The organism is Rhizobium sp. PRIMUS64, from assembly GCF_023006465.1.
GTDB lineage: Bacteria > Pseudomonadota > Alphaproteobacteria > Rhizobiales > Rhizobiaceae > Rhizobium > Rhizobium leguminosarum.
In genome coordinates, this window is the sequence record NZ_JALBGX010000005.1 from 70,762 (window position 1) to 89,334 (window position 18,573).

17 protein-coding genes are annotated in these 18,573 nt (G+C 60.5%); 7 read left to right on the forward strand and 10 right to left on the reverse strand.

Annotation, left to right across the window (positions count from 1 at the left end):
- Positions 1–236: 236 nt before the first annotated feature.
- The 8 genes from gfa to MOV76_RS03955 form a co-directional block, all read right to left on the reverse strand.
- Positions 237–809 carry an S-(hydroxymethyl)glutathione synthase gene (gene gfa, locus MOV76_RS03920; protein WP_018246031.1) on the reverse strand — a complete coding sequence of 191 codons (573 nt, stop codon included), beginning with the start codon at positions 807–809 and terminating at the stop codon, positions 237–239.
- A 54-nt stretch (positions 810–863) separates the two neighbouring features.
- Positions 864–1,700, reverse strand: coding sequence for an S-formylglutathione hydrolase (gene fghA, locus MOV76_RS03925; protein WP_247263877.1), 837 nt, complete (start codon positions 1,698–1,700; stop codon positions 864–866).
- Positions 1,701–1,703: 3 nt separating this feature from the next.
- A complete protein-coding gene (locus MOV76_RS03930) occupies positions 1,704–2,831 on the reverse strand; it encodes an S-(hydroxymethyl)glutathione dehydrogenase/class III alcohol dehydrogenase (protein WP_247263878.1) in 1,128 nt (375 codons plus the stop codon).
- Positions 2,832–2,983: 152 nt separating this feature from the next.
- Positions 2,984–3,679 (reverse strand): dimethylsulfonioproprionate lyase family protein, encoded by a 696-nt coding sequence (locus MOV76_RS03935; protein WP_018246035.1) that lies wholly within the window; start codon positions 3,677–3,679, stop codon positions 2,984–2,986.
- 15 nt (positions 3,680–3,694) lie between these two features.
- Entirely contained in the window at positions 3,695–4,624 is a 930-nt protein-coding gene (locus MOV76_RS03940) for an electron transfer flavoprotein subunit alpha/FixB family protein (RefSeq protein WP_018448099.1), read from the reverse strand.
- 25 nt (positions 4,625–4,649) lie between these two features.
- Positions 4,650–5,399, reverse strand: a complete 750-nt coding sequence (locus MOV76_RS03945; RefSeq protein ID WP_131701978.1) for an electron transfer flavoprotein subunit beta/FixA family protein — start codon at positions 5,397–5,399, stop codon at positions 4,650–4,652.
- Between the two features lie 34 nt (positions 5,400–5,433).
- Positions 5,434–6,036 (reverse strand): dimethylsulfoniopropionate lyase, encoded by a 603-nt coding sequence (locus tag MOV76_RS03950; protein WP_247263904.1) that lies wholly within the window; start codon positions 6,034–6,036, stop codon positions 5,434–5,436.
- A 48-nt stretch (positions 6,037–6,084) separates the two neighbouring features.
- Positions 6,085–8,121, reverse strand: a complete 2,037-nt coding sequence (locus MOV76_RS03955; protein WP_247263879.1) for an NADH:flavin oxidoreductase — start codon at positions 8,119–8,121, stop codon at positions 6,085–6,087.
- Positions 8,122–8,268: 147 nt separating this feature from the next.
- On the opposite strand from MOV76_RS03955, the gene MOV76_RS03960 reads away from it, so the two are divergent.
- From MOV76_RS03960 to MOV76_RS03990, 7 genes are all read left to right on the forward strand, one after another.
- A complete protein-coding gene (locus tag MOV76_RS03960; RefSeq protein WP_018246039.1) occupies positions 8,269–8,898 on the forward strand; it encodes a TetR/AcrR family transcriptional regulator in 630 nt (209 codons plus the stop codon).
- Positions 8,899–8,909: 11 nt separating this feature from the next.
- On the forward strand, positions 8,910–9,704 hold the full coding sequence (locus MOV76_RS03965) for a pyrroline-5-carboxylate reductase (protein WP_247263880.1): 795 nt from the start codon (positions 8,910–8,912) through the stop codon (positions 9,702–9,704).
- A gap of 67 nt (positions 9,705–9,771) precedes the next feature.
- Entirely contained in the window at positions 9,772–10,773 is a 1,002-nt protein-coding gene (locus MOV76_RS03970; RefSeq protein WP_018246041.1) for an ABC transporter substrate-binding protein, read from the forward strand.
- A 95-nt stretch (positions 10,774–10,868) separates the two neighbouring features.
- Entirely contained in the window at positions 10,869–11,756 is an 888-nt protein-coding gene (locus MOV76_RS03975; RefSeq protein ID WP_018246042.1) for a proline/glycine betaine ABC transporter permease, read from the forward strand.
- On the forward strand, positions 11,749–12,828 hold the full coding sequence (locus MOV76_RS03980) for a glycine betaine/L-proline ABC transporter ATP-binding protein (protein ID WP_247263881.1): 1,080 nt from the start codon (positions 11,749–11,751) through the stop codon (positions 12,826–12,828). Before MOV76_RS03975 ends, MOV76_RS03980 begins: the two co-directional genes overlap by 8 nt.
- Positions 12,829–12,985: 157 nt before the next feature.
- Positions 12,986–13,987, forward strand: a complete 1,002-nt coding sequence (locus MOV76_RS03985) for an Ldh family oxidoreductase (protein WP_247263882.1) — start codon at positions 12,986–12,988, stop codon at positions 13,985–13,987.
- Positions 13,988–14,985: 998 nt separating this feature from the next.
- Complete coding sequence (locus MOV76_RS03990) at positions 14,986–15,984, forward strand: AraC family transcriptional regulator (RefSeq protein WP_047622940.1); 999 nt, start codon at positions 14,986–14,988, stop codon at positions 15,982–15,984.
- 11 nt (positions 15,985–15,995) lie between these two features.
- Here MOV76_RS03990 and MOV76_RS03995 read toward each other — a convergent pair whose 3' ends face one another.
- Both MOV76_RS03995 and MOV76_RS04000 read right to left on the reverse strand, forming a co-directional pair.
- Complete coding sequence (locus tag MOV76_RS03995; RefSeq protein WP_018246047.1) at positions 15,996–16,280, reverse strand: hypothetical protein; 285 nt, start codon at positions 16,278–16,280, stop codon at positions 15,996–15,998.
- A complete protein-coding gene (locus tag MOV76_RS04000) occupies positions 16,277–18,571 on the reverse strand; it encodes an FdhF/YdeP family oxidoreductase (RefSeq protein WP_247263883.1) in 2,295 nt (764 codons plus the stop codon). The genes MOV76_RS03995 and MOV76_RS04000 overlap by 4 nt, the downstream gene beginning before the upstream one ends.
- Positions 18,572–18,573 lie beyond the last annotated feature (2 nt).

Below are 18,573 nucleotides of genomic sequence, written 5' to 3' on the forward strand. Positions count from 1 at the left end.
TTTTTATGCGCATCAACCTTGATCATCAGGCGTCGGAAGCTGGCTGCCGGCAAGCCGGTGCGCAGCCATCACGGACTTTCTCGATATCCGGTGGCGGCGGTTTTGTCGGGGAGCGCCGGCTCGGCGTCCCAGAGCATTTCCGCTTTCTCTCAAGTCACGGAAATGCTCTCTTTTGTTTTTAAGCAATCCCGGACGCAAAAACGCTGCGCACTTTTGCTGGGAATTGCTTTAGCCGATCACGAGGCCAGCACGCCGCTCTTCTTGGCGGTCCAGGTTGCGATGTAGTCCATAAGGCCAGGGTTTAGGCAATCGTAAGGCTCGAGGCCTGATGTCCTCAGCTGCGCCCTGACGGCGTCCATCTTCGCGGGGTCGAAGCCGCTTTCGATGATCGACGACACGAAGGCCGCAAAGCCCGGCTTCGCCCAGCCGCTTTCCTGGAAGCGTTCCGGATGGATGAACGACAATCCCTGGAACGGATGTTCGCGAACGACCGGCCCATACATATGCACGCCGCATTCCTTGCAGGCGGTGCGCTGGATCAAGGCGGCGGAATCGACGACAGCGAGCTTGTCGCCATTCTCCAAGACTTCGACACTTTCGGTCGGAGCGACCGCCACGACCGAAAAGACTGCACCTTCGGGCTTCCAGCACTTCGTGCAGCCGCAGGCGTGATTGTGGGCGATATCGCTCTTGATTCTTACCTTCACCGGATTGCTGGCGCACTTGCAGACGAGCGTCCCGCCTGCAAAAGCAGCGTCAGTCGCCCGAAAGCCTGAATCCACTGCCGGATGTATGGCTATGCTGGTCATGGGTTTCTCCTCCCCTTCTGGGCCGTTTGCGATATGCCCGGCCAAGCTCTGCAATCAGTCTCCCAATCTCCGCGCGTGCCAGCGCAGATGGTCTTCCATGAATGTCGAAATGAAGAAGTAGGAGTGACCGTAGCCTTCCTGCATGCGAAGCCGCAGGCTGATGCCGGCCGTCTCGCAGGCTTGCCTCAGCTCTTCGGGGCGCAATCCATCCTCCAGGAAGCTATCCGCCGTCCCTTGGTCGACGAGGAATTCCGGGAACCGGTGCCCGTCTTCGATCAGCGAGCAGGCATCATATGCCCGCCATTTCTTTTCATCCGATCCGAGGTATTTCTGGAATGCCGGCTTTGACCAGCCGGAGACCGATGGATGGCTGATCGGCGCGAAGGCCGAGCAGCTGCTGAAGCGTTCGGGGTTCTTGAGCGCGATCGTGATCGCGCCATGTCCCCCCATCGAGTGACCGAAGATTCCCTGTCGCGTCATGTCGACCGGAAATTCGGCCGCGATAAGCTTCGGCAATTCATCGACGATGTAGCTGTACATCCGATAGTTCTGTGCGAATGGCGGCTCGGTGGCGTCGACATAAAAACCGGCACCCTTGCCAAACTGCCAATTATCCGGCTCGTCTGGGACGGCATCGCCGCGTGGACTGGTGTCGGGGCAGACGATAACAATACCGAGTTCTGCGGCAAGACGCCGATACTCTCCCTTGTCCATGACGTTGGCATGGGTGCAGGTCAGACCGGAAAGGTACCACAGAACTGGCAGCTTCCGTCCTTTGGCCTGCGGCGGTAGAAATACCGCAAAGGTCATGTCGCAGTCGCAGACATCCGAGCGATTGACGTAAACGCCCTGGGTGCCGCCATGAGAATTGTCGGTCGAGATGGTTTTCATGACTCAGTAGACCACCACGCCGCGGATGCTCTTGCCCGAATGCATCAACTCGAAGCCCTTGTTGATGTCTTCGAGCGGCATGGTGTGGGTGATCATCGGATCGATCTGGATCTTGCCCTGCATGTACCATTCGACGATCTTCGGCACGTCGGTGCGCCCGCGCGCGCCGCCGAAAGCGGTGCCCATCCAGTTGCGGCCGGTGACCAGCTGGAACGGACGGGTGGAGATTTCCTGGCCGGCGCCGGCAACGCCGATGATGATGGACTTGCCCCAGCCGCGGTGGCTGGCTTCGAGCGCCTGGCGCATCACCTTGGTGTTGCCGGTGCAGTCGAAAGTGTAGTCGGCGCCACCGATCAGGTCGCCGTTGCGTTTGGTCAGGTTGACGAGGTAAGGCACGATGTCGTCACCGACCTCCTTCGGATTGACGAAATGCGTCATGCCGAATTTCTCGCCCCATGCCTTACGGTCAGGGTTGATATCGACGCCGATGATCATGTCGGCACCGGCAAGTTTCAGGCCCTGGAGCACGTTGAGACCGATGCCGCCGAGACCGAAGACGATCGCCGTGGCGCCGATCTCCACCTTGGCGGTGTTGATGACCGCACCGATGCCGGTCGTCACCCCGCAGCCGATGTAGCAGATCTTGTCGAAGGGCGCGTCGGGATTGACCTTGGCAAGGGCGATCTCCGGCAGCACGGTGAAGTTCGAAAAAGTCGAGCAGCCCATATAATGGTGGATCTTGTCCTTGCCGATTGAGAAGCGGCTCGTTCCGTCCGGCATCAGCCCCTGGCCCTGGGTAGCGCGGATCGAGGTGCAGAGATTGGTCTTGCGGGAAAGGCAGGAATAGCACTCGCGGCATTCCGGGGTGTAGAGCGGAATGACATGGTCGCCCTTCTTGACCGAGGTGACGCCGGAGCCGACATCGACGACGATGCCGGCACCCTCATGGCCGAGGATGGCCGGAAACAGGCCTTCAGGATCGGCGCCCGACAGGGTGAAATCGTCAGTGTGGCAGATGCCCGTCGCCTTGACCTCGACCAGCACTTCGCCGGCCCGCGGTCCCTCCAGCTGCACGGTCATCACTTCCAGCGGTTTTCCTGCCTGAACGGCAACGGCGGCGCGAACGTCCATCTTGATATCCTTCCTCTTAAATTGAATTCTGATGCTACATATTCCGATAGACCGGCTTCTCAGCGATCTGCTTCGCTGCGTGACCGCCGAGACTTCATGCTCTCGCCTTCGGCCTTTTCGTTCATCTCAGGCTCGTCGTTGCCAAGCACCCATCACGTCTCCCGCTCAACCTGGCACCAGACCGCAAGCAGAGGCCGGGCTGTGCATCTTATCGCGAAAGATTGGCCGGCGTCGTTCGCAAAGACCGTGCCGACACCGGCGGAGAACCACTCGGAATCGCCAAGGCGGATTTCGCCCGGCGAAAGCAGAATGAAGGCGCGCGGCTGCGTCTGAACATGATCCGGGAAACGGGTGTAGCGATCCATGTAGATCACGCCGACCCTGAGATCGGCGCGTTCCTCCATGCCGCCAGGACCGACCACGACCGCATGGGAATGCGTATCGCCAAAATTCAGGCTTGCAAACGGACCGGAGCGGCCGCGTCTCCAGAGCAGTTTGTCGGCGAGACTATGGAACTGGCTGGCGATCGCCTCGTATTTCCGTCCCGATTTCGCAAGATGGCCGATGGCGTCATCAAGCCCTTCCGGCGCGCCGGGAAGAGACCCGCCCTCCGGGCGCACCTTGCCGGTCTTGAGCAGTTTCTGGAGAACCTTGCCCGCGACGAAGCTGGCGACGGCAGGAGCCTCCGCCGACAACATCAGCCCGCCGACATCGTTGAGGAATTCCTGCAACGGCCGAGAACGTCTTTCCCTGCCGATGTCGTGTAGCCGTATGTATGCCGGCTTCTCGTCATCGTTCAGGAGAAGGTCGGCACCAGGTTTGATTGGACGTCCCACGACGCGCGCCACGTTCGGTCTCCCCCGCTAGAGTGCCTTTTGCAATTCCGGCAGGGCGTCGAAGAGATCGGCGACCAATCCGTAGTCGGCGACCTGGAAGATCGGCGCCTCTTCGTCCTTGTTGATGGCGACGATCACCTTCGAATCCTTCATGCCGGCCAGATGCTGGATGGCGCCTGAAATGCCGCAGGCGATATAGAGCTGCGGCGCCACCACCTTGCCGGTCTGGCCGACCTGCCAGTCGTTCGGCGCATAACCGGCATCGACGGCCGCACGGCTGGCACCGACGGCAGCACCCAGCTTGTCGGCGAGCGGCAGGATGACCTCCCTGAACTTCTCGGCAGAGCCGAGTGCCCGGCCGCCGGAGATGATGATCTTGGCAGAGGTCAGCTCCGGACGGTCGGAGGCCGACAGCGCGTCCCTGACGAAGGTCGACAGCCCCGGATCGGAAACCGCCGGGATCGCCTCGACGGTGGCCGAACCACCTTCCGGCGAAGAGGCAAAGGATGCGGTGCGCACGGTGATCACCTTTTTGGCATCGGTCGCCTGCACCGTCTGGATGGCATTGCCGGCATAGATCGGCCGCTTGAAGGTATCGGACGAGATCACCTCGATGATCTCCGAGACCTGGGCGACATCGAGCAGGGCTGCCACCCGCGGCAGCACGTTCTTGCCGACCGAGGTGGCGGCCGAGATGATCGTGTCGTAGCTTCCCGCCAGCGAGACGATCAGGTCAGCCAGCGGCTCGGCCAGATTATTGGCGAGTTCGTCGCTTTCGGCGAGCAGCACCTTGGAGACACCGGCAAGCCTGGCGGCGGCATCGGCAGCAGGCTTGGCAGCCTTGCCGGCAACCAGCACATGCACGTCGCCGCCAATCTTGGTTGCGGCCGTCAGCGTCTTGGCGGTCTGGTCGGACAGGCTGGCATTGTCGTGGTCAGCCAGAAGAAGAATGGTCATGATGATGGTTCCTGTTCCAACCTGATTACAGCACGCCGGCTTCGTTTTTGAGCTTGTCGATGAGTTCGGCGACCGACTTGACCTTGACGCCGGCCTTGCGGCCCGACGGTTCCTCGGTCTTCAAGACCTTGAGGCGCGGCGTGGTCGAGATGCCGAAATCATCCGGCGTCTTCTTGTCGAGCGGCTTCTTCTTCGCCTTCATGATATTCGGCAGCGAGGCATAACGCGGTTCGTTCAAGCGCAGATCCGTGGTGACGACCGCCGGCAGCTTGATCTCGATCGTCTGCAGGCCGCCATCGACTTCACGGGTGACCTGAGCCTTGCCATCGCCGATCTCGATCTTCGAGGCGAAGGTCGCTTGAGGCATGCCCAGCAGCGCTGCCAGCATCTGGCCGGTCTGGTTGCTGTCGTCATCGATCGCCTGCTTGCCGACGATGATCAGACCGGGCTGTTCGGCATCGGCCACAGCCTTGAGGATCTTGGCAACCGTGAGCGGCTCGATTTGATCGTCGGTCTCGACCAGGATCGCCCGGTCGGCACCCATGGCGAGTGCGGTGCGCAGCGTCTCCTCGGCCTTGGCAGGACCGATCGACACCACGACCACTTCCTCGGCCTTGCCGGCTTCCTTCAGCCGCAGCGCCTCTTCCACCGAGATCTCGTCGAACGGGTTCATCGACATCTTCACATTGGCAAGCTCGACACCCGTGCCATCCGGCTTCACCCGGATCTTCACGTTGTAGTCGACAACCCGTTTGACTGGGACGAGTATCTTCATGGGCAGCCCCCCTTTATTTCTAAACTGCTGGCCGTCAGTTCGGCCGTTCGGCAAGCAATGCCCAGAAGGCGAAGAACGGCGTGTCAAGCGACCTCATGGCATGTTTGATGCCGGGGACATTATAGAAGGATCCGCCGATACCTGGCGAAAACCAGTCCCCTTCCCCCTGCTGGAACTCTCCCTCGGAAAGCACGAGATAGACTTCCTCGGGCACATGGTCGTGATCGGGATAGCGCACGTGAGGCGCCATCAACGTCACGCCGATCCACAGGTCGCTCCGCTCCTCCAATCCTCCCGGGCCGATAATCATCACATTGGCATGCCCATCGACAAAATTGTCGCTGGCCGTGTGGTCATACTTGGTGCGCCGATGCCATTCAAGCATTGGCTCGATGCCTTTGAACCCCTCGATCAAACGCGTCAGCGAAGGATAGGACGTATCGACGGAAAGCGCCACATCAAGGAGAGCGCACGCAGGCAATCGGCCTCCCTCCCCCGCACGCGCCGTTCCCGGGCGCTCCAGCGCCGCAGAAATCTGACGAATCGAGCGGCGAGCCTCCGGGGTATTCGTGAACTGGTCGAAAGCCACAAAAATTGCATCCAGGAAAATCTGGAGGCTTTCATTGCGTAAACTCATGACATCACCTCCCGAGACGATCGGCCGACAAGCGGCCCACTCTTGCAATCAGATATCTTTCGCGATGCGCAACCCATCATAGACGGCTGCATGCGTGTTGCGCGCGGCAACGGCATCGCCGATCCGGAACAGCTGGAACTTGCCATCAGGATTGCGGATCACGGACTGAGGTTCTCCGGAAAGAAGCTGATCGTGCGACATTTCGCCGAGATTGCTCGAGCTGGGTTTCAGTTCGAAATAGAGTTCATCGAGCGGAATGGTCCCATGATTGACGACGATCTGGTCGAAGCTGTGCTGCTTGGCAATCCCGCCGTAATCGCTGCCGACATGGGCGACGAGCTGATTACCGCTCTTTTCGACGGCTTCCAGACGGTAGGTGACGGTGAAGGTCACGTCATGCTTCTGCAGAGACCGCATATAGGGCACGAGATTCATGGCCATGACCTCGGGCGCGAAGGACCGGTCCGGCGTCATGATCTCGACCTTGGCGCCTGCCTTGGCGAGAAACTCCGCCGCCTGCAGGCCGGCATGATCGCCGGCGTCGTCGAAGATCAGCACGTTGGTTCCAGGCTTCACGTCGCCGGAGATGATGTCCCATGACGAAACCACCAGGTCGTTGCCGCTCGCCAGGACCTCGGTATGCGGCAGGCCGCCGGTTGCGATGATGACGACATCGGGATTCTCGGCCTCGATGGTGTCCGCTTCCGCCCAGGTGTTGAAGTGGAAGGTGACGTCGTATTTCTCGCACTGGCTCATGCGCCAGTCGATGATGCTGATCATTTCCTTGCGGCGCTCGCTTTGAGCGGTGAGCCGGATCTGACCGCCGGGATTGTTCGCCGCTTCGAAAACGACGACCTGGTGGCCGCGTTCTCCGGCGACGCGCGCCGCTTCCAGACCGGCCGGGCCGGCGCCGACGATGACGACCTTTTTCTTGGCGTCGGCCTTCGCCACGATATGCGGTATGGTCAGTTCTCGGCCGGTGGCGGCATTGTGGATGCAGAAAGCGGCTCCGCCCTGGTAGATACGATCGAGACAGTAATTGGCGCCGACACAGGGACGAATATCGTCTTCCCGCTTTTCGATGATCTTGCGGACGATATGGGGGTCGGTCATGTGGGCGCGGGTCATGCCGACCATGTCGACCTTGCCGGAGGCGATCGCGTAGCGCGCGGTGGCGACGTCAGGGATTTTCGCCGCATGGAAGGTCGGAAAGTTGGTTGCGGCGCGAATTTCGCCGGCGAAATCGAGATGCGGCGAATTCGCCATGCCCTGGATCGGGATCACGTCGGTGAGGCCCGCATCGGTATCGATGTGGCCGCGAATGACGTTCAGGTAATCGATGAGGCCGCTTTCCTTCAGGCGCCGGGAGATTTCCAAGCCTTCGGCTTTGCCGGTACCGCCGGGAAGACATTCGTCGGCGGTATAGCGCACGCCTAGAATGAAGTCGTTCCCCACTCTTTGCCGGATCGCCTTGAAGACGTCGAAACAGAAGCGCAAACGGTTATCGAGCGATCCGCCATAGGGGCCGTCGAGCTCGTTGGTGAGCGGCGAGGTGAACTGGTCGATCAGATGGCCGTAGGCCTCCAGTTCGACACCGTCCATGCCACCCGCCTTCATGCGTTCGGCAGCGTCGGCGAAATCCTTGATGATGCGCTCGATGTCCCAATCTTCCACCTTCTTCGGGAAGGCCCGGTGGGACGCTTCGCGCTGATGCGATGGCGCCACCACAGGCAGCCAGTCGCCCTTGTCCCAGCGTGTGCGCCGGCCGAGATGGGTGAGCTGGATCATGATCGCCGCTCCCTCTTCATGCACGGCGTCGGTCATCTCCCTGATCCAGGGCACGATCTCGTCCTTGTAGGCGAGCAGGTTGTTGAAGACCGGCGGGCTGTCCCTGGAAACCGCGGCCGAGCCGGCCGTCATCGTCAAGGCCACGCCGCCCTTTGCCCGCTCCACCGTATAGGCGCGATACCTCTCCTTCGGCATACCGTCTTCCGGATAGGCCGGCTCGTGGGAGGTGACGATGATACGGTTGCGCAGTTTCAAATGCTTGAGCTGGTAGGGCTGCAGAAGGGGATCGTTCGACATGGGCCGTGGTTCCGGATTAAAAACGTCAGAGCCGACGCTAGGCACAATGTACATATGTGTCAATGTTGAAAACATGTGGGTCGTCATTTTCGACACTAATGTACATTTTCCTTGTGCGCTGCCGTATAATTTGATAGGAGATAGTCTATGGATCAGGCTCTGAACGACACTGGCTGGCGGGGATCACAAGAGGGATGGCTGGAAGCAGCTTACCACTCGCTGCTGGATTCCGGCGTGGATTCGGTGAAAATTCTGCCGCTGGCGAAGAGGCTCAATCTCTCGCGCACGAGCTTCTACTGGTTCTTCAAGGATCGGGAGGAGCTGTTGGCCGGGCTCGTGGCGCGGTGGCGCGACAAAAATACCGGCAACATCGTCAAGCAATCCGAAGCCTACGCGGAATCGCTCGCCGAGGCGATGCTCAACGTCTTCGACTGCTGGCTCAACAATGATCTGTTCGACGCCAGGTTCGAATTTGCCGTGCGCAGCTGGGCGCTGCAGTCCGACGAGATTCTCGCCGAGGTCCGGCAAGCCGATCAGCTCCGGCTGGAAGCCCTCAAGCGCATGTTTATCCGGTTCGGGCTACCAGAAGCGACATCAGATGTCCGAGCGCGAACAACTTACCTCGTGCAGATCGGATATATCTCCATGCAAGCTAAGGAGGAACTCGCCGTCCGCATGAAACGGATTCCCGAATATATCGCGATCTACACCGGCGAAGTGCCGCAGCAGAGGGAGCTCGATCGCTTCTTCTCCCGGCATGGCTATAGGCCGGGTTAGGGAAAGCCGAGATGAGCGTTTCCTTGAGGATCGGTATAATTGGTGGCGGCGGTTGGCTTGGCGGAGCAATCGCCGGCTCGATCCTCGATGCCGGCCTGGTCGAACCTCAAAAACTCTCCCTCTCCTATCGCAGCGAAGAGCCGCGCCGCTTCCCGAATTCTTTCTTGACCACCGACAATCAGGCGCTTGCCGACCGTTCGGACGTGATCATTCTTTCCGTCCGCCCTGATGACTGGCATGCTCTTGATGTCGATGCCGGCGGCAAGCTCGTCATCTCAGTCATGGCGGGCATCCGCCTGGACGCACTTTCGGACCGCCACAACACCGGTCGCGTCGTCCGCGCCCTGCCGAATGCCGCCGCCGAATTGGCCAAGTCCTATACACCCTGGATTGGCGCGAGCGATGTCACCGAAGACGACCGGGCGCTCGTCCGCGCGATTTTTCAGGCATGCGGATCTGAGGACGAGGTCGCAAGGGAAAGCGACATCGATTACCTCACCGGCCTGTCCGGGTCCGGACCGGCTTTCCCGGCATTGCTCGCCGCCGCCATGATGAGCGATGCCGTCGCCCATGGCCTGCCGGCGGAGATTGCGCGGCGCGCCGTCAACACGGTGATGACAGGCGCCGGTCGCCTGCTGGAGCGCCACGACGAATGTCCCGATGAGGTTGTTCAAACCTTTGTCGGCTATCGCGGAACCACGGCGGCGGCCATCGAAGGCATGCGCGCGGCCGGGTTCGACGCTTCGGTTGCGGAGGGACTATCGGCAGCATTCAAGAAATCGGTGAGTATGGGAGACGCTTCCTGACAACCGTTGGAGCGGGTCCTGCGGCGCCCCGCTCAGCAAAACTGGCCGCTAAACAGAGGGAACGAGAATGAAAAAACTACTCGCATCGACATGTCTGACGTTTGGCCTGATGGGCGGGGCGTCTTTCGCCAGCGCCGCCGAATGCGGCACTGTGACCATTGCCAGCATGAACTGGCAGAGTGCGGAGGTTCTCTCTAACCTCGACAAGCTCATCCTGAACGAAGGTTATGGCTGCGCCGCCGAAATCACCGTCGGCGATACCGTCCCGACGATTACCTCGATGGCCGAAAAGGGCCAGCCGGACATCGCGCCGGAAGCCTGGATCGACCTGCTGCCGGATGTCGTCAAGAAGGGGACGGATGAAGGCCGGATCGTCCAGGTCGGCTCTCCGCTGCCCGATGGCGGCGTACAGGGCTGGTGGATTCCCAAATATCTGGCCGACGCCCATCCCGATATCAAGACCATCGGTGATGTGCTGAAGCATCCGGAACTCTTCCCCGATCCTGAGGATTCGAAGAAGGGCGCCATCTACAACGGGCCGCAGGGCTGGGGCGGCACCGTGGTGACCACGCAGCTCTACAAGGCCTTCGAAGCCGAGAAGGCGGGCTTCACCCTCGTCGACACCGGTTCAGCTGCCGGCCTCGACGGTTCGATCGCCAAGGCCTACGAACGCAAGGAAGGCTGGGCCGGCTATTACTGGGCGCCAACCGCGCTGCTCGGCAAGTATCAGATGGTCAAGCTCGAAGCCGGCGTGCCGAACGACGCCGCCGAATGGAAGCGCTGCAATACCGTCGCCGATTGCCCCGATCCGAAGCCGAATGCATGGCCGGTCGATCACGTGGTGACCCTGGTTGCCAAGCCTTTTTCGGAAAAGGTCGGGCCTGAGGTCATGGACTACCTGACGAAGCGCTCCTGGAGCAATGAGACGGTCAACAAGCTGATGGCGTGGATGACCGACAACCAGGCAACCGGCGAGGATGGTGCCAAGCACTTCCTGAAAGAAAACAAGGACCTGTGGACCAAGTGGGTCTCGCCTGAGGCAGCTGCGAAGATCGAAGCTGCTCTTTAAGACCGACTATTGCGGTGCGCCTAAAGCGCACCGCCTCTCGCTGCCGATAAAATCAAAAAGACTGCCGCGGCTCTTTGAAGAAAAAGGGGAACCGAATGGAATGGTTTTACAAATTCCCGCATATGGATGACGACGCCCTTCGCAATCTGAAGAAGGCGATCGATGACGGCTTTCGCACATTTACCCGCACCTATGGCGACGCAATCGAAAGCCTCTTCTCCCCGCTGCAGCATTTCCTCATCGCCGCCGACCGCTTCATGACGCAGACGCCGTGGCCGATCATTACTGCAATCATCCTTGTCATCGCATGGTTTGCGAGCCGCAGCCTGAAGATCGTCTTCGGCTGTCTCGTCACGCTGCTGCTGATCGGCTATTTCGACATGTGGGACGATACGATGCGGACGGTCTCGATGATCTTCGTCTGTACCGTGCTCTCCATCGCCATCGGTATCCCGATGGGGATCTTGATGGCGCGTTCCGACCGGCTGCAGCGCATCATCAATCCGATCCTCGACGTCATGCAGACGATGCCGAGCTTCGTCTATCTCATCCCTGTCGTCATGCTGCTCGGCATCGGCAAGGTGCCGGGACTGATCGCAGTGGTCATCTATGCGATACCGCCGATGATAAGGCTGACCGACCTCGGCATCCGCCTGGTCGACAAGGACGTGCTCGAGGCGGCCGACGCCTTCGGAACGTCGAGTTCGCAGAAACTGTTCAAGGTCCAGCTGCCGTTGGCGCTTCCCACCATCATGGCCGGCATCAACCAGACCATCATGATGGCTCTCGCCATGGTGGTCGTCGCCTCGATGATCGGCGTCCAGGGCCTGGGCCAGCCGGTTCTGAAGGCCATCGCCAACCAGTACTTCACCCTGGGTATTTTCAACGGCCTTGCCATCGTCGGCATCGCCATCATCTTCGACCGGGTCAGCCAGGCGTATGGCAAGAGGCTCCAGAAGCATCGGGAGATCGTCCATGGCTGATCAACGTTTCGGCGGCATCAAGATCCGCCACCTTTACAAGATCTTCGGTCCCAACCCTGCCGCTCATGTCGATGCCGTCAAAAAGGGATTGTCGAAGACCGAGCTCAACGAAAAGCACGGCCACGTGCTGGGCCTGAAAGATATCAATGTCGAGATACCCTCGGGCCGCATCCAGGTCATCATGGGCCTTTCGGGTTCGGGCAAGTCGACGCTCATCCGCCACATCAATCGTCTGATCGATCCGACCGCTGGCGAAGTGCTTGTCGACGGCGTCGATGTCGTGAAAATGAACGAGACCGAATTGCGGACGTTTCGCCGGCACCAGACGGCAATGGTGTTTCAGAAGTTCGCGCTTCTGCCGCATCGGAATGTTCTCGACAATACCATCTTCGGCCTCGAAGTGCAGGGCATGGAGCGCTCGAAAGCCGCCGACGTCGCCATGCGCTGGCTGGAGCGGGTCGGCCTGAAAGGTTTCGAGAGCAAATACCCCAACCAGTTATCGGGCGGCATGCAGCAGCGCGTCGGGCTGGCGCGAGCCCTCTCGAATGATGCTCCCGTTCTGCTGATGGACGAGGCCTATTCGGCGCTCGATCCTTTGATCCGCACGGATATGCAGACGGTCCTTCTCGATATTCAAAGGGAGATCAAGAAAACCATCGTCTTCATCACCCACGATCTCGATGAGGCCCTTCGCCTGGGCGATCAGATTGCGATCCTGCGCGATGGCGAAGTCATCCAGCAAGGCACCAGCCAGGACATCGTTCTGCGTCCGGCCGACGCCTACATCGCCAACTTCGTCAAGGAGGTCAATCGAGGCCGGGTCATCCAGGTCGATGCCGTCATGACACCCTTGCATTCCGGTGCTGCGCCCGGCGGATTGACGATTGCATCAGGTACGACCGTCGAAGAGGCTGTGCGGATGTTGGCAGCGGCGCCGGACGAGGATGCCAGGGTGATTTCACCATCCGGGGAAGCTTTGGGGCTTGTCACCTTCCGCCAGCTCGCGGGTGCAATGGTGAACTCGCAGGAGGTGGCTCCCCGACGCGATAGCGCGCTTTCAGTCGCCCTCTGAAGTGCGTCGCAATCAACATGCGGCCATCTCTGCAGCGGCCAACTGACTGGGCGAAGAACTGCGTTCGTATGGTTGCGATGTCGTTGAAATCGGAGACTGCGTCGCGCCAGGCACCCTGCGCCTTCTATGAGGGTAGACGAGCGGCATTGGAGCTGTGATGGCAAAGCAGAGGATGAGAATGCCGATCGACGAGCTCCGCCAATTGGCGCTCGAAGCCTGCCTCGCCTGCGGCGGCAGCCCGGCCATGGCGACGGCGCTCGTCGATGCAACACTGTCGGCCGCCTGCTTCGGTCGTACCGAGCTGGGTTTTCCGCATTTCGTCGATTATCTCACCAGCCTGCGCGACGGGCGGATCAACGGAGACGCCAAGCCCCGCTTCGACTACGTGCTGCCGGCCCTGATTTACGCCGATGCGGACGGCGGCATAGCGCAGCTCGGGTTTGACCTGATTTACGACGACTTCGTAAAGCGCGTGAAAACCTTCGGCATTTCAGTCTTCACGCAAAGAAACAGCTATACCGCCGGGGAACTGGGATATTACGTCCGGCGCCTCGCTGAGGACGGGTTGATAGCCATCACCGCCGCCAACGGACCGGCCTTGATGGCCGCCGCCGAAGGCGGGGAGCGCGCCTACTGCACAAATCCGCTCGCTTTCGGCGCGCCTTTGCCGGAACCCTTGCCGCCCCTCGTCATCGACCAGGCGACGAGTGCGACGGCCTTCATAACTCTTGCCGAGGCGGCAAGGGAACAGTCGCCGATTGCGCACGGCATAGCCATCGACGAGACCGGCGCAATCACCACCGATCCTGTCAAGGCGATGCTCGGCGCCCTCCTGCCCTTCGGCGGCTATAAGGGCGCCAACATCGCTCTTATCGTCGAGATGCTTTCCGCGGGTCTTTCCGGGGCCGCCTGGTCGCTCGATGCGGGCCACTTTTTCTCGGGCGAGCACCCGGTGAATGCGGGAATGACCGTGATCGCGCTATTCCCCGCGGCCGTGGATACAGGTTTCCCGGATCGCGCCGAAGCCCAATTGGAACGGCTGCGCTCCAAGGGAGTCCGTATCCCCGGAGACAGAGCAATGCCCGCGAGCGCGGAAACCGATAGTCTTGACGTCGATATAGGCGTGTTGGAAACGATCCGTCGCTTGTGCCTTCGGTGAGAAAATCATTACTCAGCTCAAAGAATCGAATGCATCGTGCCCGGCGGCAGCATGCCGAAGTTCCCATCGTTCGTGCTAAATGAGAAATTGAAGATCTCTATCCACTCTGCGCAGGCCATGACGCGGAACACGCGGCTTCCACGAAGCGCTTGCCTATACATTTTGCGCAAGGTCAGTCCAGACTGCGTCACGAAAAGCCGGTTGGCCGACAATATCGGGGCCTGACAATTGCTCCATAGCTAAGGAACAGTAAGATCAATCTCGACCAAGGCCATGATGGTTGACGGTCCCAAAACCAAGCCCTTCCATCCGTTACCCCCAAAGGATGAAAGGGATCATACATACGCACTCCATCCCGTGCGTATGCTTGCATGCCTGTCTGCCTGCCGAAGGCCATCTTTAAGCGGTCCACTAAGAACCTTCGGCAGGCGACTGCGCAGCTCGCGAATTGGGGCGCTCTCTATAAGCTTCAGATGATGCGCATCGCGGCAAGATCGCCGCGGTTGAACCTGTGGCGTGGCGGCTACAGCTGTAAAATCGCTCCTTCAGCGTAATCGTTTTATCAGCGGGTTGTCATCATCGCCGGCAGCGTGACGTCTTGCCAATGGCCGCGGGTTCTGTCAGTTCCTGATCTGGATGGGAACTAATGCATTCAACGGGTTGGTCTTTTTGACGTCTGCCATACCCGAATTCGGCCTGCATCAGCTGGCACAAGCCGCTGATCTCGATGCCGGTATGACGCGGAGATCCACCTGCTCCGTTGCAAGCTGCTGCACTCTATCCAACAATCGTCTAATATACGTCCTAGGCCGCTCATCCATGCCGTCTACAGGCTCTGATGAAGCGCCGCAGCGCAGGACGACCATCCATGACGACTGGCAAGGCTGGCAGAGGTACGTGCACCAATCCGACACTCTCGCCGGCCGCGCGTCACGCTGGCACCTGCGAGCGCTGGAGAAAAGCATGTCGAAACAGCCACATCGAACAATGGGAGCAGCATGACGGAAAATAGCACTGCGCCATTCTCATTCCGATTTAGCGGTTCGTCCTTCGACAACATGGTCGAAACGCTCGGGGGGGCTTTTGGCGCATTTGATGCCGAGCCTGTCGGCCGCGCCCAGGACTTCCATTGGGGATTGGATTTCTCGGTATGTGACAACGCCGTCCTGCTCACCGGTTATCATGAGGCGGAGTTTCAGTTCAATATCGAGCCGACCGTCGATACGGCCGAATACCTGTCGATCGTCGTGCCGCGCAGCGGCGGCATGGGGGTAACCTATGGGTCCCGTGTCGCCGAGGCCGGGCAAGGAAAATTGCTTCTTTATAACAATTTCGAGCCCAATAGCGTCATCATGCATGGGCGATCGAACGTCATCGACGAGTTGCTGATCAACTGGCCTCTCATCCTGCAAACGATCGGCCAGACGTTCGAGATGCCGTTCAGCGGCTCCCTTGACCTGCTGCCCGAACTGGATCTGTCCAAACCGGAAGGCCGGTTGATCAACAATCTCACGGAAACGATCATCTCAGGCATGCGCGACGATGGCCCCTTGCTGCAGTCGCCGATCGCCATGGCGCATATGACGCAGGCGCTCGCCGATCTGGTTGTGCGCCTGGTGCCGCACCGGCTGTCGCATTTCCTGGAGAATGGCCCCGCCCTGATCGCCCCGCGACATGTGCGCCGGGCGATCGAATTCATGCACGCCAATATCGATCAGCCGATCACAATGCCGAAGGTGGCCGAAGCGGCCGGCGTATCCAGCCGGGCGCTCGAAACCGGTTTTCGTGCCTTCAGAGGAACCTCTCCCGCTGCCTATCTGCTGACGCTTCGGCTGCGTGCCGCGCGCCAGGATCTGCTCGATCCCGAGAGCAAGGAGACCATGAAGGCCATCTGCCTCAAATGGGGCTTCTTTCATTTCGGCCGGTTTTCCGCAGTCTATAAGACGACATACGGAGAATACCCTTCCGATACCAGGAAGCGCGTGATGCGGCGATAACGCATGGGGGTTTACGTCTCGTCTCGCGGCGGCAATGTGTAATGCACTCTCATTGTCCTCAGATCCCGCTTGACGATCTGCAGCATCCCTTCGCGTTCCGCCAGGGCGTTGAGCTCCCTGAGCACGAGAGAATGCGCGATCCCCAGCATGCGCGCAAAGGTGCGACTGTCACGGGCAATCCCCAAATCCGCGGCGACAAGGAGACCGGCCTGGATGGGTGTCAGCCTGTTATCCCTGCCTTGCGCCGCAGCGACGAGGGCGAGAAAGCGATCGGCCTCCGACGCTTCTTCGCTCACGCGGCTTTTCGCCGGCGGAAGGACACCATGATCGATTTCGAGGTGGGCGTATCGCTTTCCCTACCCGCGCTGCCAAGCGGCACGAGCACGTTCAGCTCGGGATAATATCCCGCTATGCTTCCCCTCGGAATATCATGGGGCACAAAGCGGAAATCCTCTGCGATGCGCTCGATACCGTCATCATGCTCGCCGATCACGTCGACCCGGTCGCCGGCCTTGGCATTCATCGCCGTCAGGTCGGCTGGGTGAATGAAGATGACCTGCCGCTCCCCATAGACGCCGCGATATCGGTCATCGAGACCATAGACCGTCGTATTGTATTGATCGTGCGATCGGAACGTCTGCAGGGCGAAACGCCCCTCTCCCTTTCGCGCCCGCTGATGCACCGTCTCCTCCGGAAGCGCCTCCGAAGAAAATGACGCCTTGCCTGCCGGTGTATGCCACTCCCGATGGGCGGCCGTGTTGCGCAGGTGGAAACCGCGCGGCTTGCGCAGGCGCTTATTGTAGTTTTCGAAACCGGGAATGGTCGCCTCGATGTGATCGCGGATGCGGTCGTGGTCGTCGGCGAGCTCTGCCCAGTCGACCACGGCGGGGCCGACCGTCGCCTGTGCAATGCCGGCAATGATGGCGACTTCCGAGAGGAGATGCGGCGAGGCCGGGCGATTGATACCGGCAGAACCATGCACCATGCTCATCGAATCCTCGACGCTCACGAGTTGGGAGTTGCCCGCTGCGTTCAGATCCATCTCGGTGCGCCCGAGGCACGGCAGGATGAAGGCCGTCTCGCCGGGCATGAGATGCGAATGATTGGGTTTGGTCGCGATGTGCACAGTCAGCTTCAGCCGCCGCAGCGCCTTTTCAACGAGTGCGCTGTCAGGCGTGGCGCGCGCGAAATTGCCGCCAAGCCCGATGAAGGCATCAGCCGAGCCGTCGAGCATCGCTCCGATCGCGGCAAGGACATTGTGGCCATGTTCGCGGGGAACACTGAAGCGGAAGTGCTTTTCCAGCGCATCGAGGAAATCCTCCGATGGCTTTTCGTTGATGCCGACGGTGCGGTCACCCTGCACGTTGGAATGGCCGCGAACCGGGCAAAGGCCGGCACCCGGCCGGCCGATATTGCCGCGCAGGAACATGAAATTGGCGATCTCGCGGATCGTCGCCACGGAATGCAGATGCTGGGTTACACCCATCGCCCAGGTGCAGATGACCCGCTCGGCGTTGACATAGACATCGGCCGCCCTCTCGATCTCCTGCCGGCTCAGTCCCGATTGGTCCTCGATGTCAGCCCAGTTCGTCGCCTCGACCGCTGCCTTGTATTGCGCAAAACCCGCGCAGTGTTCGGCGAGAAATGCATGGTCGAGAACAGAGGGCAGACCGGCGGCGACCGCTGCATCCTCTGCAGCCAGCACGACCTTCGCCATCCCGCGCACCGCAGCCATGTCGCCGCCGAGTTGCGGCTGGAGATAAAGGCTGGCGATGTCGGTCGAACCGCCGCGCAGCATCTCGATCTTGTCCTGCGGGTCGGAGAAGCGCTCCAGGCCGCGTTCACGGATGGGATTGAAGACGACGACGCGCGCGCCGCGGATCGCCGCCCGGCGCAAGTCGCCGAGCATCCGCGGATGGTTGGTGCCCGGGTTCTGCCCGATCACGAAGATCGCGTCGGCCTCTTCAAAATCCTCCAGCAGCACGGTGCCCTTGCCCACGCCGACCGCCTGGCGCATGGCGATGCCGCTTGCCTCGTGGCACATGTTGGAGCAGTCGGGAAAATTGTTGGTGCCGTAGACGCGCACGAACAGCTGGTACAGGAAGGCGGCCTCGTTGCTCGCCCGGCCCGACGTGTAGAATTCCGCCCGGTTGGGGCTATCGAACCCCCTCAGAATGCTGCCGATCTCGGCAAAGGCATCCTCCCACGCGACCGGCAGATAACGGTCGCTCGCCGCATCGTAGCGCATCGGATGCGTAAGGCGGCCGTTGAGTTCCAGTTCATAATCCGTCAGCCGGCGAAGCTCAGATACCGTATTGTCAGCAAAGAAGGTGGGCGTTGCCCGCTTCTCCGTCGCCTCCCAGGCGACGGCCTTCACGCCGTTCTCGCAGAACTCGAACGACGATCCATGCTCTGGATCGCCCCAGGCGCAGCCCGGGCAATCGAATCCATCCGGCTGGTTCGCCTTCAGCATCGTCCGCGCGCCTGAAATGGGCATGCCGCTTTGAAGCAAACGCTTGCCGCAGCTCTTCAAAGCGCCCCAGCCGCCGGCTGCCGCCGATTTCTTACCAATGAATTTTGTGTCCATGC